Here is a 26,390-nt window from a genome sequence, read left to right as displayed (position 1 = left end):
ATGAGCACGATCGACGAAGACAAGCCATTCATTCCGGTCCGGATTGCCGTTCTGACAGTCTCGGACAGCCGCGATCTGTCGCAGGACCGGTCGGGCGACACTTTGGTTGCGCGCCTCGAAGGGGCCGGACACCAGCTGGCAGACCGCAAGATCCTGCGTGACGAACGCAGCGAGATCGCGGCGCAGTTGCGCGCGTGGTGCGCGGACGACAGCGTGGATGTGGTGATCTCGACCGGCGGCACCGGCCTGACCGGCCGCGATGTCACGGTCGAGGCGCACCGCGACGTCTACGAGAAGGAAATCGATGCCTTCGGCACGGTGTTCACCATCGTTTCCATGGGCAAGATCGGAACCTCTGCGGTGCAGTCGCGCGCCACGGGCGGCGTTGCCAATGGCACCTATATGTTCGCACTCCCCGGCAGCCCCGGCGCCTGCAAGGACGCGTGGGACGAAATTCTGGAAAAGCAGCTCGATTACCGTCACCGCCCCTGCAATTTCGTTGAGATTTTGCCCCGTCTGGACGAACATCACCGCAGAAAATGACGCAGGGACGCATTTTTCTCACGCAAGAGTGACGGAATCGCGCACAGCTTTCGTATATACTTGCGTGGGCCTTGCCCCGGCCCGAGCTATCTCCCGAAGAGGACAGTGAAATTGGTAGTCGAATGCGCTTTCTGAGGCAGACCATCATCGGCTTTTTTCTGGCGGCGGTTTCGCTGGGGCTGTTGCTCTGGGCGGTTCAGCTTGTCGGTGGCGCGGTACAGACCCGCATGGCGGACGAACCCGATGCGCCGCCGGCGCGCGAACGTGTGTTCGCGGTAAACGTGGTCACCGCCACGCCCGCTGCCGAAACGCCCATCCTAGAAAGCTTCGGTGAAATCGCCAGCCGCCGGACGCTTGAGCTGCGCGCCGCCGGTGCGGGACGTGTGATTGCCCTTGCAGATGGCTTCGAGGACGGCGGTGAAGTGGCAAGGGGCGAGGTTCTGGTGCGGATCGATCCGGCGGATGCGCAGGCCGCCGTTTCGCGTGCCGAAAACGATCTGGCGGATGCAGAGGCAGAAGTGCGTGATGCGGCCCGCGCACTGGATCTGGCGCAAGACGAGTTGCGCGCGGGCGAGGATCAGGCGGACCTGCGCGAGCGTGCGCTGGAGCGCCAGCGCGATCTGGCAGAGCGCGGCGTGGGCACCACGGCCGCGACCGAAACCGCCGAACTTGCCGTCGCTGCGGCGCGTCAGGCGGTTCTGGCGCGCCGTCAGGCGCTGACGCAGGCCGAAGCGCGGATCGATCAGGCGGCAACCCGTCAGGCCCGCGCCGAAATCGCCCTTGCCGAGGCGCAGCGTAGCCTTGATGATCTGGTCATCGCGGCCCCTTTCGACGGCACCATCAGTGATCCCACGGTGATCGAGGGGCGTCTGGTCAGCCCGAACGAAAGGCTTGCCGATCTGATCGACCCCACCGATCTGGAGGTGTCGTTCCGGTTGTCGACCGCGCAATACGCGCGGCTACTGGATGCCCAAGGCGCGATCATCGCCGCCCCGGTCTCGGTCACGCTGGATGTGGCGGGCGTCGATCTGGCGGCCACTGGGCGCATCACCCGGACCTCGGCGGCAACCGGCGCGGGCCAGACCGGCCGTCTGGTATTCGCCGCTTTGGAGACTGCACCCGGATTCCGTCCCGGTGATTTCGTCACCGTGCGCGTGCGCGAACCCACGCTGGACGATGTGATCCGGCTGCCGGCCTCGGCGGTGGATGCCGAAGGGTTGCTTCTTGTCCTCGGCGCCGACGACCGGCTGGAAGAAGCGCGGGTCGAGGTTCTGCGCCGGCAGGGCGATGACGTGCTGGTGCGCGGCCCGATCGACGGGCGCGAGGTGGTCGAGGCGCGCTCGCCACTTCTGGGGGCGGGCATCGCGGTGCGCCCCCTGCGCGGGACGGATCCCGATCCTGCCACCGGCCCCGAAATGCTGGAACTGACGGAGGAACGCCGCGCACGGCTCGTGGCTTTTGTCGAGGCGAATGACCGGATGCCGCAAGAGGCAAAGGCGCGGGTGCTGGCCCGTCTGGCCGAACCGCAGGTGCCCGCGCAGATGGTCGCGCGCATCGAAAGCCGGATGGGAGGCTAGGGGATGGCCCGCGCAATCCCGCAGGGAGCAAAGGGCATCCTGTCCTACTTTACCCGCCACCGAACGATTGCGAACCTGCTTTTGGTTCTGATGCTGGTCGCCGGTATCGCGGCAGCGCCGAACATGCGGGCGCAGTTTTTCCCTGATGTGATCCTCGATAATGTGGCCGTCACCACCGTCTGGGACGGTGCCGGCGCCGAGGATGTGGACGAGGCCATCAGCCAAGTGCTCGAAACCGCGCTTCTGGGCCTTGAGGGGGTCGAAAGCTCTTCCAGCACCTCGCGGGAGGGGCGGTCGCTGATCACGCTGGAGTTCGAGCCGGGCTGGGACATGGCGCGCGCGGCCAACGATGTGCAGGGCGCGGTCGATGCGATCTCTACCCTGCCGGAAGAGGCCGAAGACCCGGTCGTGCGGCGCGGTGCGTGGCGGGACCGCGTGACCGATGTGGTCATCACGGGGCCGGTCGCCCCCGAGCAGCTGGGCCGGTTTGCCGATGAATTCGTGACCCGCCTGTTTGCGGCGGGGGTGACGCGGACCACGATCCAGGGTGTCGCGGCCCCGCAGACACTGGTCGAGGTGCCGTCGGCCAAACTGATCGCCAATGACATCACGATGGCCGAAATCGCGCAGGCGATCGCGTCGGAGGTCGATGCGGACCCCGCGGGGGACGTGGCGGGCGCCAACACCCGTGTGCGGACCGGCACCGCGAAGCGGAGCGCGCAGCAGATCGCGGATATCGCCCTGCGGTCCAATCCTGACGGCTCGAAGCTCAGGATCGGCGATGTGGCCACTGTGCGCAGCGAAGGCGTCGACCGCGAGCAGCAGTTCTTTGTCGGCGACGATCCGGCCATGTCGGTGCGTGTCGACCGGTCGGACAGGGGCGATGCCATCGGCATCCAGAAAAGCGTCGAACGGGTTGCGGCGGAACTGGCCGCGACCTTGCCGTCTACCGTGACGGCCGAGTTAATCCGAACCCGCGCCGAAGCCATCACCGGGCGTCTCGATCTGCTGATCGACAACGGCCTAATGGGCCTGGGGCTGGTGGTCGGCCTGTTGTTTCTGTTCCTGAACGCGCGCACGGCCTTCTGGGTGGCGGCGGGCATCCCGGTCGCGATGGGCGCGGCCATCGCGTTCATGTATCTGGGCGGCCTGACGATCAACATGATCTCGCTCTTCGGTCTCATCATCACGCTGGGGATCGTGGTGGATGATGCCATCGTGGTGGGCGAACACGCCGACCACCTCTACCGGTCCGGTGGGCTGACGCCGGCGGAGGCCGCCGAGGGGGCGGCGCAGCGCATGGCGATGCCGGTTTTCGCGGCAACGCTGACCACGGTCATCGCGTTCTTCGGGCTGGTGGCGGTGGGGGGCCGTTTCGGCGATCTGATCCGCGACATTCCGTTCACCGTGATCGCGGTGCTCATCGCCTCGCTGATCGAATGTTTCCTGATCCTGCCGCACCACATGAACCACGCCCTCGCGCGGGGCGCGGAAAAGGACCGGTACTCGGGCGTCAAGCTGGTCGTCGGCCTGCTGGCCGCCGCCGCCGTCGCAACGGTGCTGAGCCTCGCGGCCCTGTTTGCCGCACTCTACGCCTATTTCAGCATCACCGGCGGCGATGTGACCACGATCATGCCGATGGCGCAGGGGCGGTGGCATCTGCTGGCGCTGGTGCCTGTCGCGGTGATCGCTGCCGTGATCGCGCTGAACGCGGGCAGGCTCGACCGGCTGGTCCGGTCTGTCGGCACCCACGGGATCGATACACCGTCCTACGTGATCAACCGCGGCTTCGTTGCCATGCGCGAACGAGTCTTCCGGCCCTTCATGGCCGGCGTGATTGCCGCGCGCTACGTGGTGCTGGCCGGTGTGCTGGTTGTGCTGGCCTCGCAGGCGGCGCTGTTCATCCGTGGCGACGTGCAATGGCGTTTCTTCAACGCGCCCGAACGCGGATCGGTCACCGGCAACTTCATCATGGCCGAAGGTGCGACCCGCGCCGATACCCTTGCCATGATGCGCGAGATGCAGCGCGCGACCGAAGCCGTCGCCGCGCGGCTCGAAGCCGAACATGGCGCGAACCCGCTTGATTACGTCATCGCGCAGATCGGCGGTAATTCCGGGCGCGGTCTGGACGCGGCGGACGGCAAGGACCCCGACCTGCTCGGCGGTATCTCGATCGAGCTTATCGATGCCGATCTGCGCCCCTATTCAAGCTTTGCCTTCGTCGCGGATTTGCAGGAAGAGGTCGTGCAGCATCCGCTGGCCGAGCAGGTCAGCTTCAGGGGCTGGCGGTCGGGGCCGGGGGGCGATGCGCTGGATGTCCAGTTCTACGGCGCCAATACGCAGACCCTGAAATCCGCCTCCGAAGCGTTGCAGACCGCGCTGCTGCAATACCCCGAGGTCAGCGCGGTTCAGGACAACCTCGCCTATGACAAGGAAGAGCTGATCCTCGACCTGACGCCGCAGGGGCTGGCGCTGGGCTTTACCATCGACGCGCTGGGGCGGGTTCTGCGCAACCGTCTGGGCGGGATCGAGGCGGCGACCTATCCCGAGGGGCCACGCTCTGCCGCGATCCGCGTCGAACTACCCGAGGGCGAGCTGACGGCGGATTTCCTCGACCGGACGCAGATGCGCACGCCCGCAGGCGAATATGTCGCGCTGGGCGATATTGTGAGCGTCGAGCAGCGCACCGGCTTCAACACCGTGCGGCGCGAGAACGGGATCCGGTTGATTTCGGTCACGGGCGATATTTCCGAAGACGACGCCGCACGGGCGAGCGAGATCAACACAGCGCTGGCCGAAGACATCCTGCCGCGCATCGCGTCCGAACAGCAGGTCGAATTCCGCCTTGCGGGCCTGAGCGAGCAGGAAGACCAGTTCCTGACCGATGCGTTGACCGGGCTGATCCTGTGTCTCACCGGGATTTTCCTCGTGCTGGCCTGGGTCTTTGGCAGCTGGACACGCCCTTTGGTTGTCATGGCGATCATTCCCTTCGGTCTGGTGGGCACGATTTACGGCCATTACGTCTGGGATGTGCCGCTCAGCATGTTCACGGTTGTGGGCCTTCTGGGGATGACCGGTATCATCATCAACGACAGCATCGTTCTGGTGACGACGATCGACGAATATGCAGCCGAGCGCGGGTTGATCCCGTCGATCATCGACGGCGCAGCTGATCGCCTGCGGCCGGTGATGCTGACGACGCTGACGACAGTTCTGGGCATGGCGCCGCTTTTGTTCGAGCGCAGCCAGCAGGCGCAATTTCTCAAACCCACGATCATCACGCTGGTCTATGGCCTCGGCTTCGGGATGTTGCTGGTTTTGCTGGTTGTGCCCGCGCTGGTCGCGGTTCAGCACGATGTCGCCCGCCAGATCGTGGCCATGCGGCGCGGCCTGCGGACGCGGGTGACGGCGCTGCGCATGGGGCTGGTGTTCTTGTGGAGCGTGACGCTGGTCTGGGCGGCGCTGACGCTGGGCCACGTGATGTGGCAGGGAACACTTTACCCCGCGCTGGCGAGGGCCTTGCCGATGCTCGGCGGCTTGTCCCCGATGGCCGCAGCGCTCGCGCTGTTCGTGGGTGGTGTCGCGGTCATGGCGATTGCGGGATATATCGTGGGCGCGCTGGCGATGCTGCTGCGCCGGCGCGCGACCTGATCCGTTATCCTGCGGTACATCCGTGCAGATCGACAGCGTGGGACTTGCCGAGCACCGTGAACCGGATCGCGGAGCGGTCGAGCGACAAGAGACCGCCACCGTTGGCGATCATCTCTGCCGTGGCCGTCAGCGTGTTCCCGCTGCGGCTGCTTTCGGCTTCGGACACCCAGACATCGGGGCGACCGGCTTCGATCACCACATGTTCGGTGCCGCCACTGTGGGGCAGGGACAGCGTCGCGGTGATCTTCAATCCGCGGTCGGTGGGTTCCAGCGTGCAGGTGACGCCCCGCGCGCCTGCCTCGCGGGCGGTGAAGGGGCGCTCGGCCAGTGCCGCTGCGATGGCGGGGACGGGTTTGCTGCCCGTGCTGTCCAGCGTGCCCGAGAGTTCCAGCCGTTCGGGCACGCAGATGTCGCTGCACACTCCGATATCGAGCGTCAGGTTCACGTCGACCGCAGGTCCCTTGCCACGGGTCACGACCGCAAGGGGCAGGATCACCTGACCGGTATAGCCGATCGAGGTCATGCCGTTCTGGTCGAAGACTTTCGGTGTCGGCCACAGCACGCTGACCGCTTTGAGGTTGCGCGACCCGCTCCAGTCGAAACTGGGTGGAATGCCCGCATCGCCGGGCGCGCGCCAGTAGGTCTTCCACCCCGGTGCCAGTTGCAGGCGCAGCGCGTCAATGCGGCTGCCGTCGGGCATCTGCCATCCTTCGATCAGGTCTGCGGTCACGGGTCCGCCGGAGGCGTCCTGCGCGGTCGCCGGTGTAAAAAGAGCGGACAGGCCGAGGGCCAGTGCGGCAGGGAGAAGGCGTAGGGTAGGGTACATCATGCGCCCTTTCTGCGAGTTTGCGCGGCGGTTGCCAAGTCACACTTAGGTCAACCCGTGTTACCGCATGCGCCTTGCGCCTTGTTCAGCGGACGGGCAGGGTACGGGTCTGACCGACGCGGGGACGATATGGATCTGACAGGACAGCTTCTGATTGCGATGCCCGGCATGACTGACCCGCGCTTCATGCGGTCGGTCGTGCTGGTGTGCAGCCACGACAGCGACGGGGCCATGGGGCTGACCCTGAACAAGCCGGTGACCGGGATGCGCTTTTCCGAGGTGCTCGACCGGCTCGATATCGCGGGCCGCAAGGAACACACCGGCGGGACGATCCACATCGGCGGCCCCGTGGAGACCGAGCGCGGTTTTTTCCTGCACGACAGCGACTTTCCCGACGTGATCGAGCCGCTGGTGATTCCCGGTGGTTTCGCGCTGACCGCGACGCAGGATATCCTTGAACGGATCGCGCAGGGGAAGGGCCCCGACCGCTATCTCTTTGCGCTGGGCTATGCCGGTTGGGGTGCGGGGCAGCTTGAGGGCGAGATCGCCGAAAACGGCTGGCTGACCGCGACGCCAACGCAGGATCTGGTCTTTGCCACGTCGAACGACCGGAAATGGGATGCGGCGCTGGCCAGCATCGGGATTGATCCGGTCAGCCTGTCTGGCGCTGCCGGGCGGGCCTAGCGCGGCGCCGCGGCGCGGCGCAGCCGGTCATTGATCGCCACGCCCAGACCGGTTTCAGGCACCGCTGCGACGGCGATGGGACGCCCCAGCGCATCAAGTTCGTGGAGCCGCTCGAACAGGCAGGCGGCCGCCTCCACCAGATCGCCGGAGGGCGACAGCGACAGATCGCCCGCCACCGGACCGAAGCCCAACAGAACCTCACTGCCGCGTGCATCGGTCGCGCCCAGCCGCACCTGCGCGCGCGGAGCGTAATGCGACCCCAGCTGCCCCGGCGCGGTGATCGTGTCGGCGGTGGCGGGCGCGGGCACATGGCCCAGCACGTCGGTCAGCGCCTCGACCGGAAGGCCACCGGCGCGCAGCAGGATGGCGCGGTCGCCCTCGAAACCGATGATCGTGCTTTCAAGGCCGACCGTGCAGGGGCCCGCGTCCAGCACGGCCGCGATCCGCCCGTCCAGCCCCGCCAGCACATGCGCGGCGGTGGTCGGGCTGATCCGGCCCGAAGGGTTCGCCGACGGCGCGGCCACCGGCCCGCCGAACGCCGCCAGAAGCGCCTGCGCATCCTTCTGCGCGGGCACGCGCAGCGCCACGGTGGGCAGACCCGCCGTCACCAGCGGTGACAGACCGTGTCCGTCTTTCAACGGCAAAACCAGCGTCAGCGGACCGGGCCAGAAGGCTTCGGCCAGCCTCAGCGCCGTTTCGGGCATTTCGGTCAGCTCCCGCGCCTGCGCAAGCCCGCGCAGATGTACGATCAGCGGATTGAAGCTCGGACGCCCCTTCGCCTCGTAAATGCGCGCGACCGCTTCACCGTGACGGGCATCCGCGCCAAGGCCGTAGACCGTCTCGGTCGCGAAGGCGACCAGCGATCCCGCGCGCAGCAGCTCCGCCGCGACGGCGATCCCCGCCGGATCGTTGCGCAGCCGTTCAGTCCGCACGGGGCTGCGCCCTGCGGCTTTTACGTAGCGTGGTGGTTGCGCTCGGGTGGATTGCTCTACATCCTTATAGTAATTTCGGGCAGGCCAATTTGCCGCCCGCGCCGGACCGGGAGGCCCGGCCTTAATCTGGAGGGAGTTCTATGCCGTATCGTGCACCTGTTGAAGACTACAATTTCCTGTTCGATCATGTGGTCAGCCTGGAGCCCTTGCGCCAGACAGAGCGTTTCGCCGAGGCGACGGATGATGTCACCCGCGCGATCCTGACAGAGGCGGGCAAGATGTGCGACGAAATCCTCGCGCCGCTGCAACGCAACGGGGATCTGCACCCTGCGCATCTGGAAAACGGTGTCGTGCGGACCTCGCCGGGGTTCGAGGACGGCTTCAAGGCGATTGCCGATGGCGGCTGGGTGGGCATGGCCGCGCAGCCCGAATACGGTGGCATGGGCCTGCCGATGGCGCTGACCGCTGCCGTGGGCGAAATGATGAGCGGCGCCTGCCTGTCGCTGCAACTGGCCCCGCTGATGAGCCAGGGCCAGATCGAAGCGCTGGAACACCACGGCAGCGACGAGATCAAGGCGCTGTACCTGCCCAAGCTGATTTCCGGTGAATGGACCGGCACCATGAACCTGACCGAGCCGCAGGCGGGATCGGATGTCGGTGCGCTGACCTCGAAGGCCGAGCCGAACGGCGACGGCACCTACAGCATCACCGGCCAGAAAATCTATATCTCTTGGGGCGATCATGATTTCGGCGGCAACGTCTGCCATCTGGTGCTCGCGCGTCTGCCCGGCGCGCCCGAAGGCACCAAGGGGATCAGCCTGTTTCTGGTGCCGAAATTCATCCCCGACGAGGACGGCAACCCCGGAAAGCGGAACGGCGTGAACACCGTAAGCCTCGAGCACAAGATGGGCCTGCACGGATCGCCCACCTGCGTGCTGGAATATGACAAGGCGACAGGCTGGCTCGTCGGTCCCGAACAGGGCGGCATGGCCGCGATGTTCACGATGATGAACAACGCGCGGCTGGGCGTCGGCGGACAAGGCATCGGCGTGGCCGAGGCGGCGTTCCAACACGCGCTGGCCTACGCGAAGGACCGCAGGCAGGGCCGCACCAGCGGACCGGAGGGGTCGATCCTCGGCCACGCCGACGTGCGCCGGATGCTGAGCACCATGAAGGCCGATACCTTCGCGGCGCGTGCAATCGCGGCAAGCAACGCGGTGGCGATCGACATGGCGAAGGCCACGGGCGACAAGGCGTGGAAGGCGCGGGCGGCGCTGCTGACCCCGATCACCAAGGCCTTCGGCACCGACACCGGCATCGCCGTGGCGGACATGGGCGTGCAGGTGCACGGCGGCATGGGCTTTGTCGAGGAAACCGGCGCCGCGCAATTCGTGCGCGATGTGCGCGTCACCGCGATTTATGAGGGCACCAACGGCATTCAGGCAATGGACCTTGTCGCGCGCAAGATGATGGACGGCGGCGAGGCGGCGATGGCCCTGCTGGACGAGATCGAGGCAGATGTCGAAGCCGCGCGCGAAGTGTTCCCGCGCCTTGCGACCGATGTCTGGAACGCCACCGAATCGATGCGCGAAGCGACCGAATGGCTGGTGGCGCAGAGCGACCTTCAGAACCGTTTCGCGGGGGCCGTGCCCTATCTCCACGCCTTTGCCCGTGTGTTGGGCGGCCACCTGCACCTGAAATCCGCGATGGCCGACCGCGGTGGCGCGCGCGAGAAGATGGCGCGCTTCTACATCCAGCGGATGCTGCCGGAACACGCGGCCCTTCTGGCGCATGCGCAGGCGGGTGCCGAGGACCTCTATGCGCTCAGCGCGGACGAGCTGGCAGCCTGATGCCCAAGGATACGCTGAGATACCCGTGGGACGAAGCGCCGGAAGGCGCCGAGGCAATCGAGGTCGCCGAGGGTGTGATGTGGATGCGTCTGCCGCTGCCGATGAAACTGGATCACGTCAACGTCTACGCGCTGGACGAGGGCGACAGCTGGACCATCATCGACAGCGGGTTCGCGTCGAAAAAGACCAAGGCGATCTGGGAAGAAATCCTCTCGGGGCCTCTGGGGGGCAAGCCTGTCGGGCGCATCGTGATCACGCACCACCATCCCGATCACATCGGGCTTGCAGGGTGGTTCCAGTCCGAACACGGCGCCGAACTGGTCACGACCCGCACCGCATGGTTGACCGCGCGGATGCTGACGCTTGACGTTCAGGAAAAACCCAACGCCGAAACGCTCGCGTTCTACCGCTCGGCCGGGATGGACGGCGCGATCTACGACAAGCGCGCCGCCGACCGCCCGTTCAATTTCGCCGATATCGTGGCGCCCCTGCCGCTGGGTTATACGCGCGTGCAGCAGGGCGACACGATCCGCATGGGCGGGCGCAGCTGGGACGTGCATATCGGCAACGGCCACGCCCCCGAACACGCCACATTCTGGAGCCGCGATGACGATCTGGTCATCGCCGGTGACCAGATCCTGCCCTCGATCAGCCCCAACGTCGGCGTCTACGCGACCGAACCCATGGCCGACCCCATCGGAGAGTGGCTGGAAGCCTGCGAGCGGCTGGCCCCGCTGGCGCGCTCCGAACATCTGGTGCTGGGCGGGCACAAGCTGCCGTTTACAGGGCTGCCCACACGGATGCGCCAGCTGATAGAAAACCACCACGGTGCGCTGGACCGGCTGGCCGATTACATCGACACGCCCAAAACCGCCGGAGAGGTCTTCGCCCCCCTCTTCAAGCGCAAGATCGGCGAGGCGGAATACGGCCTCGCGCTGGTCGAAGCCTTTGCGCATCTGAGCCACCTGCACCAGACTGGGCGCGCCACCCGCACCACCCGCGAAGACGGCGCATGGCTCTATACGCGGACCTGACGGAGACAAGAGCGTGATGGACGACACGATTGCCACGACCGCCGAAGCGCTGGAATCGGGCGCCCTGCCGCGCCGCCACGAGGTCCACGCCGACGATGCAACGCCCTGCGTGCAGAACCAGCCGCTGCCGAAGGCGATGCAGGCCCAGCCGGTCGCCCAGAAATCCCCGGCGCAATGGGCCTACGAGCGGACCGTGCTGTACCTCAAGAAGTTCGAGGAATCGCTCGACGATCAGCACGAGTTGGCGATGGGATTTGCGGGCGCCGATGCGGGCGTGCTGCGGATCGAGGGGATGGGCTATTTCGACCCCGATATCGTGACCTTCTACGGCACCGATCCGGCAGGGGCGAAAATGCAGCTGGTCCAGCATATCAGCCAGCTGAACGTGGTCTTTCGCGCCCTGCCCAAGGCGCGCGACCACGAGGTCGCCCAGCGGATCGGTTTCAAGCTGGTCAAGGATCTGGAAGAAAATACGGGCTGACGGGGCTTCTTGTCGCGCAGGCCGGTTTGTCGCGTGACAGCCGCCGCCAAATGCCGTAATCAGCCGAAAACGCGTAGCCGACCGAGACAGAAGGACATTCCCATGGCAGAGCATGAGCACGGCAGCATGAATACCGACACGCAGGAAAAGACCTTTGACGGGTTCATGACCTTCGTGACCCGCACGGTGATCGCGATCATCGTGTTCCTCATTTTCCTCGCGATTTTCGCACGCTGAACCGCGACTTTACGGGGCAGATAGCCGCAATGATGAAACCTGCGATTGCGCTGGGTCTGGCCTTGGCCGTTTTGGCGGGCTGCGCCGAGAAGGGCAAGGAATCACCGCTGAGCGAGATCGAGGCGGCAGTCTACCGGCCAACGGGCGCGCCCGCCCTGACGCTGTTCACCATGGTGAACAACAACTCCGGCGCGGGGGCCCATTCCGCCCTTCTGGTCGAGGGATCGCAGGCGGTCCTCTTCGATCCGGCGGGCTCTTTCATCCATCCGCAGGTTCCCGAACGCGGCGATGTTCTCTACGGCATGTCGCCGCGCTGGGTGGAGCTTTACAAATCCGCCCACGCCCGTGAGACATTTCACGTCGTCACCCAGCGTATTCCGGTCACCCCGGCGCAGGCCCAGACGGCACTGCAACTGGTCCAGTCCAGAGGGTCGGTCCCGAGTGCCATGTGCGCATCGGCCACTTCAGGCGTTCTTCAGCAGATCCCCGGCTTCGAGGGGATCCGTCAGGGGTATTACCCGCTGAAGCTGATGGAGCAGCTCGAGGCGATGCCCGGTGTCGTCACCGACCGCTACTACGAGAACGACAGCGGCGATATTACCGACGGTGTGCGTGCGCTACCCCAGCAGGTAGAGTAACGCGTAAAGCGTGCCGGCACCGGTGATGATCGCGAGTATGGTGTTCTTCGTGACCAGCCCGATCCCCAGCGCCGCCGCCGCTGCCGCCGCGCGTGGCACATCGAAGGCCCCGTCCGTCGCGGCAGGCCAGACCACCAGCGGTGCCACAAGCGCCGGCAGGATCGCCACGGCGGTATAGCGCAGATGCCGCAGCACCCACGGCGGCATCGCCCTGTCACCGACCAATCCGGTAAAGACGAACCTCAGTCCGAAGCTGCCCAGACCCAGAACGATGATGACGGTCCAGAGCGTGCCTGTATCGATATCGGTCATGGTGCGGTCTCCGCGCGCCGGTCAAGCCACAGTTCGGTCTGCGCACCCGCCATCATGCCCGCAATCCCCGCGATTATCAGCCCGAGCGAATAGGGCACACCGGCGGCCAGAAGTGCGACGACCACCGCGACAAGCGCCGCAACCACATGCGCCAGCGTGCGGAACATCGGTGCGATCATCGCCAGAAAGGCGATGGGGATCGCGAAATCCAGCGCCCAGCTGTCGGGCACCTGCGTGCCCAGCACCGCGCCGACATAGGTGAAGATGTACCACAGCGGCACAACCGGCGTGACCGCCCCCATGAAATAGGCGACACGCTCGCGCACCGTCATCTGCGGCTCGCGCTCGTATTCCGCGACGCTGACGATATAGGTCTGGTCGACCGTCAGATAGGCGCAGATCGCGCGCTGCCACAAAGGGGCAGCGCCGATGTAGGGGGTCAGCGACGCCGAATACATCGCCATCCGCAGGTTCACCGCCAGCGCCGAGGCCAGAACGATCGCGGTGGGCGCGTTCTCCTGCAGAAGCTGCAGCGCGGTAAACTGTGCCGCCCCCGCGATCACCACGACCGAAAAGGCCATGGTTTCAACCACACTCAGCCCCGCCTCGGTGGCGAGCACGCCAAACAGCGAGGCGAAAGGGATGATTACCAGTATGAACGGGCTGCTGTCGATGATCCCCGAGACATAAGGGGATTTGCGTCTGGAAGAGGTCATGCGATGGCCTTAGGTTACGCGCACACTCGTAACGTTTTGCCGAAGGGACTGCAATTGGCGACCGACCCCGATCTTTCCGACTACATCATCGCGCCCGATCCCGCGGCGGCGCGGCTGACGCGCAGCGTCGAGGGCACGGATCACGCCGGGCAACCGCTGTCGCTGTCTGTGGTGGAGGAGCGCCCGCTGACGATCTTTCTCAACAGTCAGGAGATCGTGACCGCCATGACCATCGGGGATTATCCCGACTACCTTGCGCTGGGCTTCCTGCGCAACCAGCGCATGCTGCGCGAGGATGACGAGATCACGCGCGTCGACTACGATGAAGAGCTTGAAACAGTCGTCGTCCGCACCGCCCGCGCAACCGACTACGAAGCCAAGATGCAGCGCAAGACGCGTACGTCGGGCTGCGCCGTGGGCACGGTCTTCGGCGACATGATGGAAGGGCTCGACGGGATCACCTTGCCCGCCAACACGCTGCGGACCTCGTGGCTCTATACGCTGTCGGCCAAGATCAACCGCACGCCGAGCCTCTACCTTCAGGCCGGCGCGATCCATGGCACCGTCCTGTGCCATCGCGATCGTCCGCTGGTCTACATGGAAGACGTGGGTCGCCATAACGCCGTCGACAAGGTGGCGGGCTGGATGCTGTCCGAAGGGGTCAGCGCCGATGACAAGATCCTCTACACCACCGGCAGGCTGACATCGGAAATGGTGATCAAGACCGCGATGATGGGCATTCCGGCGCTGGTGTCGCGTTCGGGCTTTACCGCTTGGGGGGTGGAGATCGCCCGCGATCTGGGTCTGACGCTGATCGGCCGTCTGAAAGGGCAGCGTTTCGTCTGCCTGTCGGGCGAGGCGCGGCTGATTCGCGATGTCGACCCGCAGAGCGTCCCCGAAGAGCCGCGCCGCGCGGGCCGGAAGGGCGCGGCGTGATCCGGACCGGAAGGAACCCTCGATGAAACAACCACTGGGCGTGATCCTCGCAGGGGGGCAGGCGACACGCATGGGCGGCGGCGACAAGGGCCTCAAACCGCTCGGCGGGCGCCGGCTGCTGGACCATGTGATCGACCGCCTCGCGCCGCAGGTCTCTGCCGTCGCGTTGAATGCCAACGGCGATGCCGCGCGGTTCGAAGGCCTGGGCCTGCCGGTGATTGCCGACAGCGTGCCGGGCTTTGCCGGACCGTTGGCGGGCGTGCTCGCTGGGCTCGACTGGGCTGCCGCGCAGGGGGGCGACAGTATCGTGACCGCAGCGGCGGATACGCCGTTCTTTCCCTGCGATCTGGTCCCGCGCCTCTTGCTGGCTGCCGAGGGAATGGATCACCCGCTCGCCCTTGCCGCGACGCCCGATCCCGACCGTGGCACCGCGCGCCACCCCACATTCGGCCTCTGGCCCGTTGCCCGGCGCGACGATCTGCGCGCCGCGCTGGAGGACGGCCTGCGCAAGGTGGTGCTCTGGACGGACCGCCACGGCGGGCGGCTGGCGACATTCCCCGACGCGGAGGCGTTTTTCAACGTGAACACCCCAGAAGACCTCACTCGGGCGGAGGCGATGCTGTGAAGCTTTACGGTGTCGTCGGCTGGAAGAACGCGGGCAAGACGGGCCTGATGGAGCGGCTGGTGACCGAGATCACCCAGCGCGGCATCACAGTCTCGACCGTCAAACACGCCCATCACAGTTTCGACGTGGACCATCCCGGCAAGGACAGCTTTCGCCACCGCGCGGCGGGGGCGTCCGAGGTGCTCTTGGCATCGGGCACCCGCGTGGCGCTGATGCAGGAATTGCGCGGCGCGCCCGAACCCCCCCTGCACGATCTGCTTGCACGGTTGTCGCCCGTCGATCTGGTGCTGGTCGAGGGCTACAAGCGCGACGACCACCCCAAGATCGAAGCGCATCGCGCCGTGACCGGCAATCCGCTGATCGCGCCGGAGGATCCTACCGTGCGCGCCGTGGCCAGCGATACGCCCCTGACGCTCGACCGTCCGGTGTTCGACCTCGACGATACCCGCGCCATCGCCGATTTCATCCTGTCAGAGGTGGGTTTGTGAGCGGTTTCGACAGCTTTCTGGTGGTCGATTGGTCCGCAGCCAAACGCGCCCCCGCGCGCCCGTCAAAGGACGCGATCTGGATCGGGCTGACACGGCAGGGCGTCAACCTTGATCCCGTCTATTGCCGCACGCGGGCCGAGGCGGAAGCATGGATCACCGAACTGGTCGCGACCGAACGCGGCGCCGGTCGACGCCTGCTGGCGACCTTCGATTTCCCCTTCGCCTATCCGCGGGGCTTTGCCAGACGGGTCACCGGATCGGACGATCCCTTCGCGCTCTGGGACTGGTTCGCGGCGCGGATCACCGATGCGCCCGACGGCAGCAACAACCGCTTCGATGTGGCCGAGGGACTGAACGCGCTTTTTGACGGGCCGGGGCCGTTCTGGGGCAAATCCCACCGTGACCGCTGGCCGGGTATTCCCTACAGGAAGGCGGGGGTCGTCTATGACACGGTGCCGGAAAAGCGCCATTGCGATACGGCGTCCATGACCTCTTCCTCGTGTTTCCAACTCTTTTACAACCCGACGGTGGGCAGCCAGATGATGATGGGCCTGCCGATGCTGTCGCGCCTGCGGGGCCTCGACGGTGTGCGGGTCTGGCCCTTCGAGGAGACGCAGGACGCGCCGGTGGTTCTGGCCGAGATCTGGCCGGGCCTGATCGAAAGGGCGGTCAAATCCGCGCCTGCCGATGAAATCCGCGATCGCGCGCAGGTGCGCTTGCTGGCGCAGGCGCTCTCGCGGCTCGATCCCGACGCGCTGGCGGCGCATATGGCGGATGTGCCCGATATCGCGCGACAGGAGGCATGGATCCTCGGCACCGGCATCGCGGACAGGCTGTCGGATCTGGCACAGGACGGGGCGCCGCCGTTGCGCAACGACTGTTTCGCCCTGCCGCCGGGGGTGCATTGGACACCGGTGCAGGAGGCGCTGGACAACCTGCGCCAGCGCCTCCGACCCGTGGCCGCGCAGGAGCTGTTGCCGCTCGGCGAGACCCTGGACCGGATCGCCGCCGCCGATGTTGCCGCGCAACGCCCGAACCCGCCGCTGCCCAACACCGCCGTGGATGGCTACGGTTTCGCAGGCGGGCGCGGGGAGGGCCTTCACCGGTTGCCGCTGGCGCAGGGCCGCGCGGCAGCCGGGGACGCGCCTGCGCCCGTGCCGGAGGGGCACGCGATCCGCGTTCTGACGGGGGCCGCGCTGCCCCATGGCGTCGATACGGTGGTGCTGCAGGAGGACGTGCGCGCGGAGGCCTCCGGCATCGCCTTTCACGGACCCATCAAGACCGGTGCGAATACCCGCCGCGCGGGCGAGGACGTCTCGGCGGGGGCGCCCGTGCTCCGCGCTGGGCGGCGTATAACCCCTGCGGATCTGGCGCTGCTGAGCGCTACGGGCGTTGCCACGGTGCCGGTGTACCGGCCCCTGCGCGTTGGGGTGCTGTCGACCGGTGACGAGCTTGTCGAAGCGGGCCGCACCGCCGCACCGGGCCAGATCCACGATGCGAACAGGCCGATGCTGATGGGGCTGCTCCGGCGGTTTGGCCATCTTCCGGTGGATCTGGGGATTGCGGCGGACGACCGTCCGGCGCTGCGCCGGACGCTGGACCGGGCCGCGCCCGAGGTCGATGCGATTCTGACAAGTGGCGGCGCTTCGGCGGGCGACGAGGATCACGTGTCGGCGCTGCTGGAGGAAGCAGGGGCGCTGAACCTCTGGCGGATCGCGGTGAAACCGGGCCGCCCGCTGGCGCTGGGCGTCTGGAACGGCAAACCGGTTTTCGGCCTGCCGGGAAATCCCGTTGCGGCAATGGTCTGTAGCCTGATCTTCGCGCGCCCGGCGCTGGCGGTGCTCGCCGGTGCGGACTGGCCCGTGCCCGAAGGGCTCACCGTGCCCGCCGCCTTCACCAAGAAGAAGAAGGCGGGCCGGACGGAATACCTGCGCGCGCGCCTGTCAGACGGCCGGGCCGAGGTTTTCGCCTCGGAGGGATCAGGCCGGATCAGCGGCCTGGCCTGGGCCGACGGGCTGGTCGAACTGCCGCCCCACGCCGCCGACATCGCGGAGGGCGATCCGGTCCGGTATCTGCCGTTCTCGGGGTTCGGGCTGTAACCTGCCCGGGGGCTAGTCGAATGTTCCGGCCACGCGCCCCAGCAACATGAACGCCCGCGCCGTGCGCGTGTTCGCCAGCGCCGAGATTTCGGCATCGGTCGCGATCTTCTCGAACTCTTGGAACAGCTTGTCGAAGCGGCGCAGGAAGTGATGCGCGGCGTCGCGGAAAATCGGATCCTGTTTCATCCGCCCCGCCGTCAGCGCCAGCGATGACCGGTCGCGGATCCCGCCCAATGCCGCAATGGGGCGACCGCGCGCGCCCTGTCCGAACATGCGCCAGATTTCGGGGCGCGCGCGGTCGGGCACGAGATCGTCCATGTAAATGCCATCGTGGCTGAGCAGCGTCAGCACATCCTGCGCGGCGGTGATCAGCTGCGCCGCGCCGCGATCTTTCATCGCCCGTCTGAGTGCTGCAAACCCTTCCGCGTCCTCCGCGGTCTCGGGGAAATTCAACGCGCGGATCAGATCGTCGCCCTCGATGGGCGGCAGCAGATCGTCGCTCTGCGTTCCCAGGGCGAGCGATTGCTGTCCCTCGGGGGGCGTGGGCGGTGCCACGGCCACGGGGGCCGCGCGGCGCGGCTCCTCGCGGCGGGTGGAAAAGGTTGCCAGCGCGGTCTCCGCCTTGCGGGTCGAGGCCGCGATCTCGTCAAGCTTGCGCGCCACCGAGCTTTCCGAGTTCAGCGAACCGTTTTGCGTCTGGGCGATATAGGCTTGGCGGATCGCGTCGATCGCGGCCTGAAGCCGCTGGCTTTCCTCGCGCATGACGCGGCTCGCGCGGGCGGCGGTCGCCGCCACCCAGATCATCGCGACGGGCATGAAAACCGCCAGCATCGTCATCAGGAAACGCAGGCCTCCCTGACCGTCATCCGGCGCAGGCTCCGGCGCCAGAACCAGGAAGAACACCGCCGCCCCGAGCAGCCACAAGACCGACAGCGCGATGGCCGCGATTTCGATGCCGGTCACCCCGTCGGCGCGGGTCCGGTCGTAGATGCCCAGCGGCGTCGGCTTGGCGCCCGCGGGCTTGTCGACCGCCGGACGCCCCATAGCCGGACGCGCCGCGTCCGCGGTGGACCTTGGTCGGGGCGCGGAAGAGGTTTCGGTCATGGCACAGGCTCCGGCTCAGGCGTAGACGATCTTGACGACCTCATAGGCTTTTTCGCCGCCGGGCGTGCGGACCTCGACGCTGTCACCCTCTTCCTTGCCGATCAGGGCGCGGGCGATGGGCGACTTGATGTTCAGCAGACCCTTTTCGATGTTCGCCTCGTATTCCCCGACGATCTGATAGGTTTTCTCTTCGTCGGTGTCCTCATCCACCAGCGTGACCGTGGCGCCGAACTTGATCGGGCCGGACAGCTTCTTGGGGTCGATCACATCGGCAAGCGAGATGACGCCTTCGAGTTCCTTGATCCGGCCCTCGATGAAAGACTGCTTTTCCTTGGCGGAATGGTATTCGGCATTCTCGGACAGGTCGCCGTGCTCGCGGGCCTCGGCAATGGCGCGGATGATAGCCGGGCGTTCCGTGCTCTTGAGGTGTTTCAGCTCGGTCTCGAGCGCCGCGAAACCGTCGCGTGTCATCGGGATCTTTTCCATGGGCCTTGTCCGTCTAACTAAGGCGCGCCCCGAAATGACTCTCGGGGCGCGCGTTTGCGTTACCGATACCTGACCCAATCGGCACGATGATTGCAAGCGGAATAGAGGCCCGCGGCGGGCGATGATCCGCCGAAGAGCGCGCGGTCAATCGTATTGGACGACCTCGTATTCGATGCCGTCCGCATCGTGAAAATAGAACCTGCGGCCGGGCTCGTAATCGGCGTGATTGCCGGTCTCGAAGCCATGTGCCCTGACCGCCTTTTCCATCGCGTCAAGGTCATCGACCACCACGGCGATGTGATTGAGCCCGGCCACGTGATTGTAGCTGTCCGCGGCACGGGAGGGCGCGCCGGCGGGCGTGTAGAGGGCCAGATACTGGTCCTTCGTCCCGATATGCACGGTGTGGCCGCCGGCCGTTGCGTCGCCTTCCCAGCGGCGGTGCCAGCCAAAGAGCTTCTCCATCCAGGCCGCGGTCGCCGCCGGATCCGATACCGTGTAATTCGCGTGTTCAAGTCTTGCTGTCATGGTGTTCTCCTGTCTCGCCATCTGTTGCGTTTTTCCACGCTAATTTCTAAACCTAACTTTAGGTCAAGGTATTTTTCGGGAGGGTTCCCATGGCGGTGAACGAAGGTCTGTCGATCGGGGCGCTGGCGCGCCGCACCGGGCTCGCGGTGTCGGCGATCCGGTATTACGAGGCGCAGGGGCTGATCGCGCCGTGGCGCAATGCAGGTGGCCAGCGGCGGTTCCAGCGCGCCGATCTGCGGCGGCTGAGCTTTATCATGATCGCCCAGCAGTTCGGCTTTACCCTGCCGCAGATCAAGGCGCAGCTGGACCTGCTGCCCGGCGGTCGCACCCCTACGAAAGCGGACTGGGCGCGGATCAGCGCATCCTTTCGCGACCATCTGGATGCGCGCATCGCGACGCTGACCAAGCTGCGCGATGATCTGGACGGGTGTATCGGCTGCGGCTGTCTCAGCCTTCGGGCGTGCCGGCTCTACAATCCCGAAGACAGGGCAAATGCGGGCGGGCAGGGGCCGCGATACCTTCTGGGTGACAGGCCCGCGGAACACTAGCAGTCCTTGGGACGTTGGTGGGCATGGATACATCGCAATTCACGCGCCCGCCCGGCTCTGCCTTTGTGACCAGCCTCGGCGTCTGCGCCATCCTTGGCAGCCTCGCCCTGCTGGTCGGCAATGTGGTGGGATCGATCGTCGTGCCGGGGCATGACTGGGTGGCCGACACCGTCAGCGATCTGGCCGCTGGCCGGTACGAGATCATTCAGGACGTCACGTTATACGCCTACAGCGGTGCGCTTGCCGCTTTGGCGCTGGCCGCGGCGCATCTGCATCGCGCGCACTGGCAATGGAGCGCGTTTGTGGGCCTTCTGACGGTGCTGGCGCTCTGCGTGACGGTGATCGGGGCGCGCAATGAATACGGCGACGGGGATACGGACGGCGTCGTCGTTCACATCTACATCGTCTATGCCCTCGGCGCCGCCTATATCGCGTGTTTCGCGCTGGCGGGGCGGATTTTCGCGGATATCAACCGGCCGCTGTCGCGGCTCAGCTGGGTCTGTTGCGCGCTCTGGGCCGTGGGCGTGCCGGTGTTCTTCATGTTGCCCACCGCCTACGATGGGGCGTTCGAGCGTGGCTTGGGCCTTGTCTCGATTGTCTGGACGGTGGCGACCGGCGCATGGCTGGTCAGGCTCGGGCGTGCACTTTGATGACGGGAAGAGCGATAAATCGGCACAACCGCGAAAGTGCGACGATTTTAACGCGGGGTTGCAATTGCAAACCTTCGCGTCCTTCGCTACCTCCCTTGGAACCTGTTTTTTACGCGAAGGGAGCGCCGGAACATGGCTGAGATCGAACGCGAAGCAATGGAATATGACGTCGTCATCGTGGGCGCAGGCCCCGCTGGCCTTTCAGCCGCAATCCGGCTGAAGCAACTGGATGCCGATTGCAACGTCGTCGTTCTCGAGAAGGGATCGGAAGTGGGCGCGCATATCCTGTCGGGCGCGGTTCTGGATCCTGTCGGCCTCGATGCGCTGATCCCCGATTGGAAGGAAAAAGGCGCGCCGCTGAACGTTCCGGTGAAGGAAGACCATTTTTACATGCTGGGCGAAGCCGGCGAAGTGCGTGTGCCGAACTGGCCGATGCCCCGCCTGATGAGCAATCACGGCAACTACATCGTGTCGATGGGCAACGTCTGCCGCTGGATGGCCGAACAGGCCGAGGAACTCGGCGTCGAGATTTTCCCCGGCATGGCGTGTTCGGAAATCGTCTATGGCGAGAATGGCGAAGTCAAAGGCGTGGTTGCCGGTGAATTCGGCATCAGCCCCGATGGCACCAAGGGCGACGGCTACGAGCCCGGCATGGAGCTGCACGGCAAATACGTTTTCCTCTCCGAAGGCGTGCGCGGATCGCTGTCCAAGCAGGTGATCGCGAAATACGATCTCGACGCCAAGAGCGAGCCGCAGAAATACGGCCTCGGCATGAAGGAAATCTGGGAAATCGATCCCGCCAAGCACAAGGAAGGGTCCGTGACCCACACCATGGGCTGGCCGCTGAACAAGAACGCGGGCGGCGGATCCTTCATCTACCACCTCGAGAACAATCAGGTCTACGTGGGCTTCGTTGTCCACCTCGGCTACAAGAACCCGCATGTCTTCCCCTACATGGAATTCCAGCGGTTCAAGCATCACCCGATGGTCAAGGACCTGCTCGAAGGGGGCAAGCGCGTCGCCTACGGCGCCCGCGCGATCACCGAGGGCGGATACCAGTCCATGCCCAAGATGACGGCGCCGGGTGTGGCGCTGCTGGGCTGTTCCGTGGGCATGGTCAACGTGCCGCGTATCAAGGGCAACCACAACGCGATGCTGTCGGGCAAAGCGGCTGCCGAAGCCGCCTATGCCGCCATCCAGGACGGCCGCGCGGGCGACGAACTGCCCGACTACGAAACCGCTGTCCGCGACGGCGACATCGGCAAGGACCTGTGGAAGGTCCGCAACGTCAAACCGCTGTGGTCGAAATACGGTCTGACGACCTCGCTCGCGGTTGGCGGGTTTGACATGTGGTGCAACGAGCTGTTCAATTTCTCGCTTCTGGGCAGCATGCACCACGGCAAATCCGACGCGGAAGCGACCGAACCCGCGTCCAAGCACAAGCCCATCGACTATCCCAAGCCCGACGGCAAGCTGTCGTTCGACCGCCTGACGAACGTGGCTTTCTCTTTCACCAACCACGAGGAAAGCCAGCCTGCGCACCTCAAGCTGAAAGACGCGGATGTGCCGGTGAAGGTGAACCTTGAGAAATATGCGGGCCCCTCGGCGCGCTATTGTCCGGCGGGCGTGTACGAGTTCGTGAAAGATGACAAAACCGGCGAGGACCGTTTCGTCATCAACTTCCAGAACTGCGTCCACTGCAAGACATGCGACATCAAGGATCCCAGCCAGAACATCGTCTGGACCACCCCGCAGGGCGGGGACGGGCCGAACTACCCGAACATGTGATCGGATTACGCGGTCTCCCGCCGAAAAGCGCGGGGGGCCGCCATTGCGCTGCGGCGCAAAGCTGGTAGCCTTGGCACAACTGATGTGAGGCAAATCATGCGACGTATCCTGACAACCGTATCCGCCATGGCTCTCGGTCTGGCGATGATCCTGCCCGCCCCGCGCGGGGCCGACGCAAGTTCGCTTGCGGGCGCCTATCTGGCCGGTCGCTCGGCGGCGCTTCAGCACGACTATGCCAAGGCGGCAGAGTATTACAGTGCGGCCCTCGCGCGCGATCCCGGCAACCTCGAACTGATGGAAAGTGCGGCACTCGCCTATCTCGCGCTGGGCAAGATTCAGCAGGCACTCCCCTTCGCGCGCTCGATCGTCCGCGAGGGGCAGGACAGCCAGGCCGCGCGCATGGTCATCACCGCGGGCATGGCCGACGAAGGGCTCTATGCCGCGCTTGCCGAACGCGAGGTGCAGACCGACGGCATCAGCCCGTGGGTCGACGGCCTGGTCCGGGCCTGGGCGCTGATCGGCGCCGATCAGGTCGATGCCGGGCTGGCCGCCTTCGACACGATCAGCCGGGAGTCCGGGATGGAAGGCATCGTGAGTTACCACAAGGCGCTCGCGCTGGGCACGCTGGGGCGCTACGACGCCGCGCAGGCGCTGTTCGACAGCGGCGCGGTGGCCGGCGCGGCCCGCACCCGTCGCGGCGTGCTGGCGCAGGTCGAGATCCTGTCGCAGCTTGGCCGCAACGAGGATGCGCGCAATGTGATCGGCAACACCTTCGGCGGCTCGTCCGATCCCGAACTCGATGCGATCATCGCAGCCCTCGACGCCGGCGAAACACTGCCTTTCACGCAGGCGCCCACAGCGCGCGCCGGTCTGGCCGAAGTGTTCTATACCTTCGCCGCGCTTCTGCGCGCCGAACAGGCGAGCGAATATTACACCCTTCTCTATGCCCGCGTGGCGCGCCATCTGCGGCCCGATCACGTCGATGCGCTGCTGCTGTCGGCGGAACTGCTCGAGGATCTGGGCCAACACACGCTCGCCATCGAGGAATACCGTGCGGTATCCGCTGACGATCCGGCCTATCACGTCGCCGAACTGGGCCGGGCGGCGGCGCTGCGCCAGCTCGACAAGACCGATCAGGCGGTCGAGGTGCTGCAACAGCTGACCCGCAGTCACGGCGACCTTGCCGTCGTCCATTCCACGCTGGGCGACACCCTGCGCGCGCGCGACGAAGACGAAGCGGCAATCGCCGCCTACACAACCGCGCTAGAGCTTACGCCGGAGGGCGACGAGCGGGCGTGGTTCCTGCATTTCTCACGCGGGATCGCGGAATCGCGCAGCGGTGATACCGTCGCCGCCGAGGAAGACTTCCGCGCCGCGCTCGCGATCAATCCCGACCAGCCGCAGGTGCTGAACTATCTTGGCTATTCGCTGGTCGAAGAGCAGCGCAAGCTGGACGAGGCGCTGGATATGATCGAACGCGCCGTCGCCGCCAGCCCGCAGTCGGGGTATATCGTCGACAGCCTTGGCTGGGTGTATTACCGGCTCGGCCGCTACGAAGAGGCGGTCGAGCAGATGGAGCGCGCGGTCGAACTTGAAGCGGTCGATCCGGTGGTCAACGACCATCTGGGCGATGTCTACTGGGCCGTCGGGCGCGAGCGCGAGGCGCGTTTCCAGTGGAAGCGGGCGCTGTCTTTCGTGAAATACGGCCAGACCGATACCGAAGCCGAACCCGACCGCATCCGCCGCAAGCTGGAGGTCGGTCTGGATCAGGTGCTGCAGGAAGAAGGCGCGCCACCTCTGAAGGTGGCCAATGACGACGGCGGCGAATGATCGCTGCGCCTGCAAAGGTTAACCTAACACTCCATGTCACGGGCCAGCGGGCGGACGGGTACCATCTGCTCGACAGCCTTGTCGTGTTCGCGGATGTCGGTGACAGATTGCGGTTCGCGGACGGGGATATGCGCATCACCGTCACTGGCCCTTTCGCCGAAGGTGTGCCCAGGGACGCGCGCAATCTGGTCTGGCAGGCGGCTGAACTGGCCGGCTGGCAGGGCCATATCACCCTTGAAAAGAACCTGCCCCACGGCGCGGGGATCGGCGGCGGGTCCGCGGATGCAGCGGCGGTGCTGCGCCAGTTCGGCGGGCACGAAGGCGCGCTGACACTTGGCGCGGATGTGCCGGTATGCCTCAGCCCCGCCGCCCAGCGGATGCGCGGCATCGGAGAGGTCTGCACGCCTGCGCCGCCGCTGCCGGATTTCGAGATGGTTCTCGTCAACCCCGGTGTGGCGGTGCCGACCGGGCCGGTTTTCGCCGCGCTGGCGTCAAAGGATAATCCCCCGATGCCGCAGATCCTGCCGCAGTGGTCCGGGTTTGAAGATTTCTGCGCGTGGCTCGCGGATCAGCGCAACGATCTGGAACCGCCTGCCCGCAGGCTCGTGCCGGAAATCGGCACCGCGCTGTCGCGGCTCGACGCGGCAGGGGCGCGGCTGTCGCGGATGTCAGGGTCGGGTGCGACCTGTTTCGGACTGTTCGCCGGGGGCGCCGCCAAAGCGGCCGAGGTGTTGCGCAGGGCGCATCCCGATTGGTGGGTGGTGGCCTGCCGGCCCCTGGGGATCAGTTGATCCGGCTCACCACATAATCGGCCAGATCGACCAGCATGTCCTTGATCGGGTGATCGGGCAGCGGGGCAAGGGCCGCGCGGGCCTTGGCTGCCCAGTCCAGCGCGTCGCGCTGGGTTTCGGCCAGGGTGCCGTGCGCGTTCATCAACGCCAGCGCCTGTTCCAGATCGCCGTCCTGCTGCCTGCCGCGCTCGATGGTGCGCGACCAGAATGCGCGCTCCTCGTCGGTGGCGCGGGCGACGGCCTTGATGACCGGCAGGGTCAGCTTCCGCTCGCGGAAATCGTCACCGATATTCTTGCCCGTGGCGCCGGTGTCGCCCTGATAATCCAGCAGATCGTCCACGATCTGGAATGCGATTCCCAGCGCGTCGCCATAGTTGAACAGCGCCTCGATATGCGCTTCGGGGGCATCCGCGATCACGCCGCCGACTTCGGTGGCCGCCGAAAACAGCGCCGCCGTCTTGCCGCGCACGACCTGAAGGTAGACCCCTTCGGTGGTGGCGAGGTTGCGCGCTGCGGTCAGTTGCAGCACTTCGCCTTCGGCAATCGTTGCCGCCGCGTTGCTGAGAATGCGCATCACCCGCATGGATCCCGGTTCGGTCATCAACTGGAAGCTGCGCGCAAAAAGGTAGTCGCCCACCAGCACCGACGACTGGTTGTCCCACAAGAGGTTCGCCGTGGGCCGCCCGCGCCGCTGTTCGCTTTCGTCGACCACATCGTCGTGCAAAAGCGTGGCGGTGTGGATGAATTCGACCGTCGCAGCGAGGTGGATGTGATAGGGGCCCGTGTAGCCGCACATATGCGCCGCCGCCAGCGTCAGCATGGGCCGCAGCCGCTTGCCGCCCGCTTCGACCAGATGCGCGGTAACTTCGGGAATGCGCGGCGCGTGTTCCGACGCCATCCGTTCACGGATCAACGCGTTCACCGCCGTCATATCGTCGGCGAGTGCCTCGGCCAGACGGTCGTGTGGCTTTTGCATGGTATCGCTGGTCATTCCCGCGCTCTCCCGCTGCGCGCGCACCGCTCGACAAAGCGGGACGGC

At 66.1% G+C, this 26,390-nt stretch carries 26 protein-coding genes; 18 read left to right on the top strand and 8 right to left on the bottom strand.

Translation table 11 applies throughout. The features are described from left to right. The 3 genes from moaB to ABMC89_RS08415 all read left to right on the top strand — a co-directional run bounded on the left by moaB (position 1) and on the right by ABMC89_RS08415 (position 5,771). The gene (gene moaB, locus ABMC89_RS08425) at positions 1-543 is read left to right on the top strand and encodes a molybdenum cofactor biosynthesis protein B (protein WP_349567148.1); all 543 of its coding nucleotides are present in this window, start codon (positions 1-3) and stop codon (positions 541-543) included. A gap of 122 nt (positions 544-665) precedes the next feature. Continuing rightward, positions 666-2,120, top strand: coding sequence for an efflux RND transporter periplasmic adaptor subunit (locus tag ABMC89_RS08420; protein ID WP_349567146.1), 1,455 nt, complete (start codon positions 666-668; stop codon positions 2,118-2,120). A 3-nt stretch (positions 2,121-2,123) separates the two neighbouring features. Then, complete coding sequence (locus ABMC89_RS08415) at positions 2,124-5,771, top strand: efflux RND transporter permease subunit (RefSeq protein ID WP_349567144.1); 3,648 nt, start codon at positions 2,124-2,126, stop codon at positions 5,769-5,771. A gap of 4 nt (positions 5,772-5,775) precedes the next feature. Here ABMC89_RS08415 and ABMC89_RS08410 read toward each other — a convergent pair whose 3' ends face one another. Then, the gene (locus tag ABMC89_RS08410) at positions 5,776-6,600 is read right to left on the bottom strand and encodes a protein-disulfide reductase DsbD domain-containing protein (RefSeq protein ID WP_349567142.1); all 825 of its coding nucleotides are present in this window, start codon (positions 6,598-6,600) and stop codon (positions 5,776-5,778) included. Between the two features lie 126 nt (positions 6,601-6,726). Here ABMC89_RS08410 and ABMC89_RS08405 point away from each other — a divergent pair, with 126 nt between their 5' ends. Further along, on the top strand, positions 6,727-7,281 hold the full coding sequence (locus ABMC89_RS08405; RefSeq protein ID WP_500812330.1) for a YqgE/AlgH family protein: 555 nt from the start codon (positions 6,727-6,729) through the stop codon (positions 7,279-7,281). On the opposite strand, the gene ABMC89_RS08400 is transcribed toward ABMC89_RS08405, so the two are convergent. Then, positions 7,278-8,213: an L-threonylcarbamoyladenylate synthase gene (locus ABMC89_RS08400; RefSeq protein ID WP_349567138.1), complete on the bottom strand. Its 936-nt coding sequence runs from the start codon at positions 8,211-8,213 to the stop codon at positions 7,278-7,280. The genes ABMC89_RS08405 and ABMC89_RS08400 overlap by 4 nt on opposite strands. A gap of 140 nt (positions 8,214-8,353) precedes the next feature. Between ABMC89_RS08400 and ABMC89_RS08395 the strand changes: the two genes are divergently transcribed. The 5 genes from ABMC89_RS08395 (at position 8,354) to ABMC89_RS08375 (ending at position 12,453) form a co-directional block, all read left to right on the top strand. Continuing rightward, positions 8,354-10,063 carry an acyl-CoA dehydrogenase gene (locus ABMC89_RS08395; protein WP_349567136.1) on the top strand — a complete coding sequence of 570 codons (1,710 nt, stop codon included), beginning with the start codon at positions 8,354-8,356 and terminating at the stop codon, positions 10,061-10,063. Continuing rightward, positions 10,063-11,097: an MBL fold metallo-hydrolase gene (locus ABMC89_RS08390; protein WP_349567134.1), complete on the top strand. Its 1,035-nt coding sequence runs from the start codon at positions 10,063-10,065 to the stop codon at positions 11,095-11,097. The genes ABMC89_RS08395 and ABMC89_RS08390 overlap by 1 nt, the downstream gene beginning before the upstream one ends. A gap of 16 nt (positions 11,098-11,113) precedes the next feature. Then, the gene (locus ABMC89_RS08385) at positions 11,114-11,578 is read left to right on the top strand and encodes a DUF6173 family protein (protein WP_349567132.1); all 465 of its coding nucleotides are present in this window, start codon (positions 11,114-11,116) and stop codon (positions 11,576-11,578) included. 102 nt (positions 11,579-11,680) lie between these two features. Then, positions 11,681-11,815, top strand: coding sequence for an aa3-type cytochrome c oxidase subunit IV (locus tag ABMC89_RS08380; RefSeq protein WP_349567130.1), 135 nt, complete (start codon positions 11,681-11,683; stop codon positions 11,813-11,815). Positions 11,816-11,847: 32 nt separating this feature from the next. Continuing rightward, the gene (locus ABMC89_RS08375) at positions 11,848-12,453 is read left to right on the top strand and encodes a hypothetical protein (RefSeq protein ID WP_349567128.1); all 606 of its coding nucleotides are present in this window, start codon (positions 11,848-11,850) and stop codon (positions 12,451-12,453) included. Here ABMC89_RS08375 and ABMC89_RS08370 read toward each other — a convergent pair. Both ABMC89_RS08370 and ABMC89_RS08365 read right to left on the bottom strand, forming a co-directional pair. Continuing rightward, complete coding sequence (locus ABMC89_RS08370; RefSeq protein ID WP_349567126.1) at positions 12,433-12,765, bottom strand: AzlD domain-containing protein; 333 nt, start codon at positions 12,763-12,765, stop codon at positions 12,433-12,435. The genes ABMC89_RS08375 and ABMC89_RS08370 overlap by 21 nt on opposite strands. After that, complete coding sequence (locus ABMC89_RS08365) at positions 12,762-13,481, bottom strand: AzlC family ABC transporter permease (RefSeq protein ID WP_349567124.1); 720 nt, start codon at positions 13,479-13,481, stop codon at positions 12,762-12,764. Before ABMC89_RS08365 ends, ABMC89_RS08370 begins: the two co-directional genes overlap by 4 nt. A gap of 54 nt (positions 13,482-13,535) precedes the next feature. Here ABMC89_RS08365 and ABMC89_RS08360 point away from each other — a divergent pair, with 54 nt between their 5' ends. Genes ABMC89_RS08360 through ABMC89_RS08345 form a run of 4 tightly spaced genes read left to right on the top strand, consistent with a single transcriptional unit; the run spans position 13,536 to position 17,629 of the window. After that, entirely contained in the window at positions 13,536-14,417 is an 882-nt protein-coding gene (locus tag ABMC89_RS08360) for a formate dehydrogenase accessory sulfurtransferase FdhD (protein WP_349567122.1), read from the top strand. Between the two features lie 22 nt (positions 14,418-14,439). Further along, positions 14,440-15,042 carry a molybdenum cofactor guanylyltransferase MobA gene (gene mobA, locus ABMC89_RS08355; RefSeq protein ID WP_349567120.1) on the top strand — a complete coding sequence of 201 codons (603 nt, stop codon included), beginning with the start codon at positions 14,440-14,442 and terminating at the stop codon, positions 15,040-15,042. Further along, positions 15,039-15,530: a molybdopterin-guanine dinucleotide biosynthesis protein B gene (gene mobB / locus ABMC89_RS08350; protein ID WP_349567118.1), complete on the top strand. Its 492-nt coding sequence runs from the start codon at positions 15,039-15,041 to the stop codon at positions 15,528-15,530. The genes mobA and mobB overlap by 4 nt, the downstream gene beginning before the upstream one ends. Then, the gene (locus ABMC89_RS08345; RefSeq protein WP_349567116.1) at positions 15,527-17,629 is read left to right on the top strand and encodes a molybdenum cofactor synthesis domain-containing protein; all 2,103 of its coding nucleotides are present in this window, start codon (positions 15,527-15,529) and stop codon (positions 17,627-17,629) included. The genes mobB and ABMC89_RS08345 overlap by 4 nt, the downstream gene beginning before the upstream one ends. A gap of 12 nt (positions 17,630-17,641) precedes the next feature. Here ABMC89_RS08345 and ABMC89_RS08340 read toward each other — a convergent pair whose 3' ends face one another. From ABMC89_RS08340 to ABMC89_RS08330, 3 genes are all read right to left on the bottom strand, one after another. After that, a complete protein-coding gene (locus ABMC89_RS08340) occupies positions 17,642-18,673 on the bottom strand; it encodes a hypothetical protein (RefSeq protein WP_349568571.1) in 1,032 nt (343 codons plus the stop codon). 75 nt (positions 18,674-18,748) lie between these two features. Beyond that, entirely contained in the window at positions 18,749-19,219 is a 471-nt protein-coding gene (gene greA / locus ABMC89_RS08335; protein ID WP_349567114.1) for a transcription elongation factor GreA, read from the bottom strand. Between the two features lie 144 nt (positions 19,220-19,363). Then, positions 19,364-19,744: a VOC family protein gene (locus ABMC89_RS08330; protein WP_349567112.1), complete on the bottom strand. Its 381-nt coding sequence runs from the start codon at positions 19,742-19,744 to the stop codon at positions 19,364-19,366. Between the two features lie 89 nt (positions 19,745-19,833). On the opposite strand from ABMC89_RS08330, the gene soxR reads away from it, so the two are divergent. The 5 genes from soxR to ABMC89_RS08305 all read left to right on the top strand — a co-directional run bounded on the left by soxR (position 19,834) and on the right by ABMC89_RS08305 (position 25,351). Further along, positions 19,834-20,292, top strand: coding sequence for a redox-sensitive transcriptional activator SoxR (gene soxR / locus ABMC89_RS08325; protein WP_349567110.1), 459 nt, complete (start codon positions 19,834-19,836; stop codon positions 20,290-20,292). A 23-nt stretch (positions 20,293-20,315) separates the two neighbouring features. Then, entirely contained in the window at positions 20,316-20,942 is a 627-nt protein-coding gene (locus tag ABMC89_RS08320; protein WP_349567107.1) for a DUF998 domain-containing protein, read from the top strand. A 132-nt stretch (positions 20,943-21,074) separates the two neighbouring features. After that, positions 21,075-22,730 (top strand): electron transfer flavoprotein-ubiquinone oxidoreductase, encoded by a 1,656-nt coding sequence (locus ABMC89_RS08315; protein WP_349567104.1) that lies wholly within the window; start codon positions 21,075-21,077, stop codon positions 22,728-22,730. Between the two features lie 96 nt (positions 22,731-22,826). Further along, entirely contained in the window at positions 22,827-24,560 is a 1,734-nt protein-coding gene (locus tag ABMC89_RS08310) for a tetratricopeptide repeat protein (RefSeq protein ID WP_349567101.1), read from the top strand. Then, positions 24,557-25,351, top strand: coding sequence for a 4-(cytidine 5'-diphospho)-2-C-methyl-D-erythritol kinase (locus ABMC89_RS08305; protein ID WP_349567099.1), 795 nt, complete (start codon positions 24,557-24,559; stop codon positions 25,349-25,351). The genes ABMC89_RS08310 and ABMC89_RS08305 overlap by 4 nt, the downstream gene beginning before the upstream one ends. Here the strand turns inward: ABMC89_RS08305 and ABMC89_RS08300 are convergent. Next, complete coding sequence (locus ABMC89_RS08300) at positions 25,344-26,342, bottom strand: polyprenyl synthetase family protein (RefSeq protein WP_349567096.1); 999 nt, start codon at positions 26,340-26,342, stop codon at positions 25,344-25,346. The genes ABMC89_RS08305 and ABMC89_RS08300 overlap by 8 nt on opposite strands. Between the last annotated feature and the right edge of the window lie 48 nt (positions 26,343-26,390).

It is taken from the genome of Sulfitobacter sp. HNIBRBA3233, from assembly GCF_040149665.1.
Lineage (GTDB): Bacteria > Pseudomonadota > Alphaproteobacteria > Rhodobacterales > Rhodobacteraceae > Sulfitobacter > Sulfitobacter marinivivus.
This window is presented reverse-complemented; position numbering and strand designations above follow the sequence as displayed.

Coding starts and splice junctions, on each gene's coding strand:
- ABMC89_RS08330 (WP_349567112.1), bottom strand. CDS start 19,744: ATGACAGCAAGACTTGAACACGCGAATTACACGGTATCGGATCCGGCG.
- ABMC89_RS08340 (WP_349568571.1), bottom strand. CDS start 18,673: ATGGGGCGTCCGGCGGTCGACAAGCCCGCGGGCGCCAAGCCGACGCCG.
- soxR (WP_349567110.1), top strand. CDS start 19,834: ATGGCGGTGAACGAAGGTCTGTCGATCGGGGCGCTGGCGCGCCGCACC.
- ABMC89_RS08380 (WP_349567130.1), top strand. CDS start 11,681: ATGGCAGAGCATGAGCACGGCAGCATGAATACCGACACGCAGGAAAAG.
- ABMC89_RS08320 (WP_349567107.1), top strand. CDS start 20,316: ATGGATACATCGCAATTCACGCGCCCGCCCGGCTCTGCCTTTGTGACC.
- ABMC89_RS08315 (WP_349567104.1), top strand. CDS start 21,075: ATGGCTGAGATCGAACGCGAAGCAATGGAATATGACGTCGTCATCGTG.
- ABMC89_RS08410 (WP_349567142.1), bottom strand. CDS start 6,600: ATGATGTACCCTACCCTACGCCTTCTCCCTGCCGCACTGGCCCTCGGC.
- ABMC89_RS08405 (WP_500812330.1), top strand. CDS start 6,727: ATGGATCTGACAGGACAGCTTCTGATTGCGATGCCCGGCATGACTGAC.
- mobA (WP_349567120.1), top strand. CDS start 14,440: ATGAAACAACCACTGGGCGTGATCCTCGCAGGGGGGCAGGCGACACGC.
- ABMC89_RS08305 (WP_349567099.1), top strand. CDS start 24,557: ATGATCGCTGCGCCTGCAAAGGTTAACCTAACACTCCATGTCACGGGC.
- ABMC89_RS08365 (WP_349567124.1), bottom strand. CDS start 13,481: ATGACCTCTTCCAGACGCAAATCCCCTTATGTCTCGGGGATCATCGAC.
- ABMC89_RS08395 (WP_349567136.1), top strand. CDS start 8,354: ATGCCGTATCGTGCACCTGTTGAAGACTACAATTTCCTGTTCGATCAT.
- ABMC89_RS08420 (WP_349567146.1), top strand. CDS start 666: ATGCGCTTTCTGAGGCAGACCATCATCGGCTTTTTTCTGGCGGCGGTT.
- greA (WP_349567114.1), bottom strand. CDS start 19,219: ATGGAAAAGATCCCGATGACACGCGACGGTTTCGCGGCGCTCGAGACC.
- ABMC89_RS08375 (WP_349567128.1), top strand. CDS start 11,848: ATGAAACCTGCGATTGCGCTGGGTCTGGCCTTGGCCGTTTTGGCGGGC.
- ABMC89_RS08415 (WP_349567144.1), top strand. CDS start 2,124: ATGGCCCGCGCAATCCCGCAGGGAGCAAAGGGCATCCTGTCCTACTTT.
- ABMC89_RS08370 (WP_349567126.1), bottom strand. CDS start 12,765: ATGACCGATATCGATACAGGCACGCTCTGGACCGTCATCATCGTTCTG.
- ABMC89_RS08390 (WP_349567134.1), top strand. CDS start 10,063: ATGCCCAAGGATACGCTGAGATACCCGTGGGACGAAGCGCCGGAAGGC.
- ABMC89_RS08300 (WP_349567096.1), bottom strand. CDS start 26,342: ATGACCAGCGATACCATGCAAAAGCCACACGACCGTCTGGCCGAGGCA.
- ABMC89_RS08310 (WP_349567101.1), top strand. CDS start 22,827: ATGCGACGTATCCTGACAACCGTATCCGCCATGGCTCTCGGTCTGGCG.
- ABMC89_RS08385 (WP_349567132.1), top strand. CDS start 11,114: ATGGACGACACGATTGCCACGACCGCCGAAGCGCTGGAATCGGGCGCC.
- moaB (WP_349567148.1), top strand. CDS start 1: ATGAGCACGATCGACGAAGACAAGCCATTCATTCCGGTCCGGATTGCC.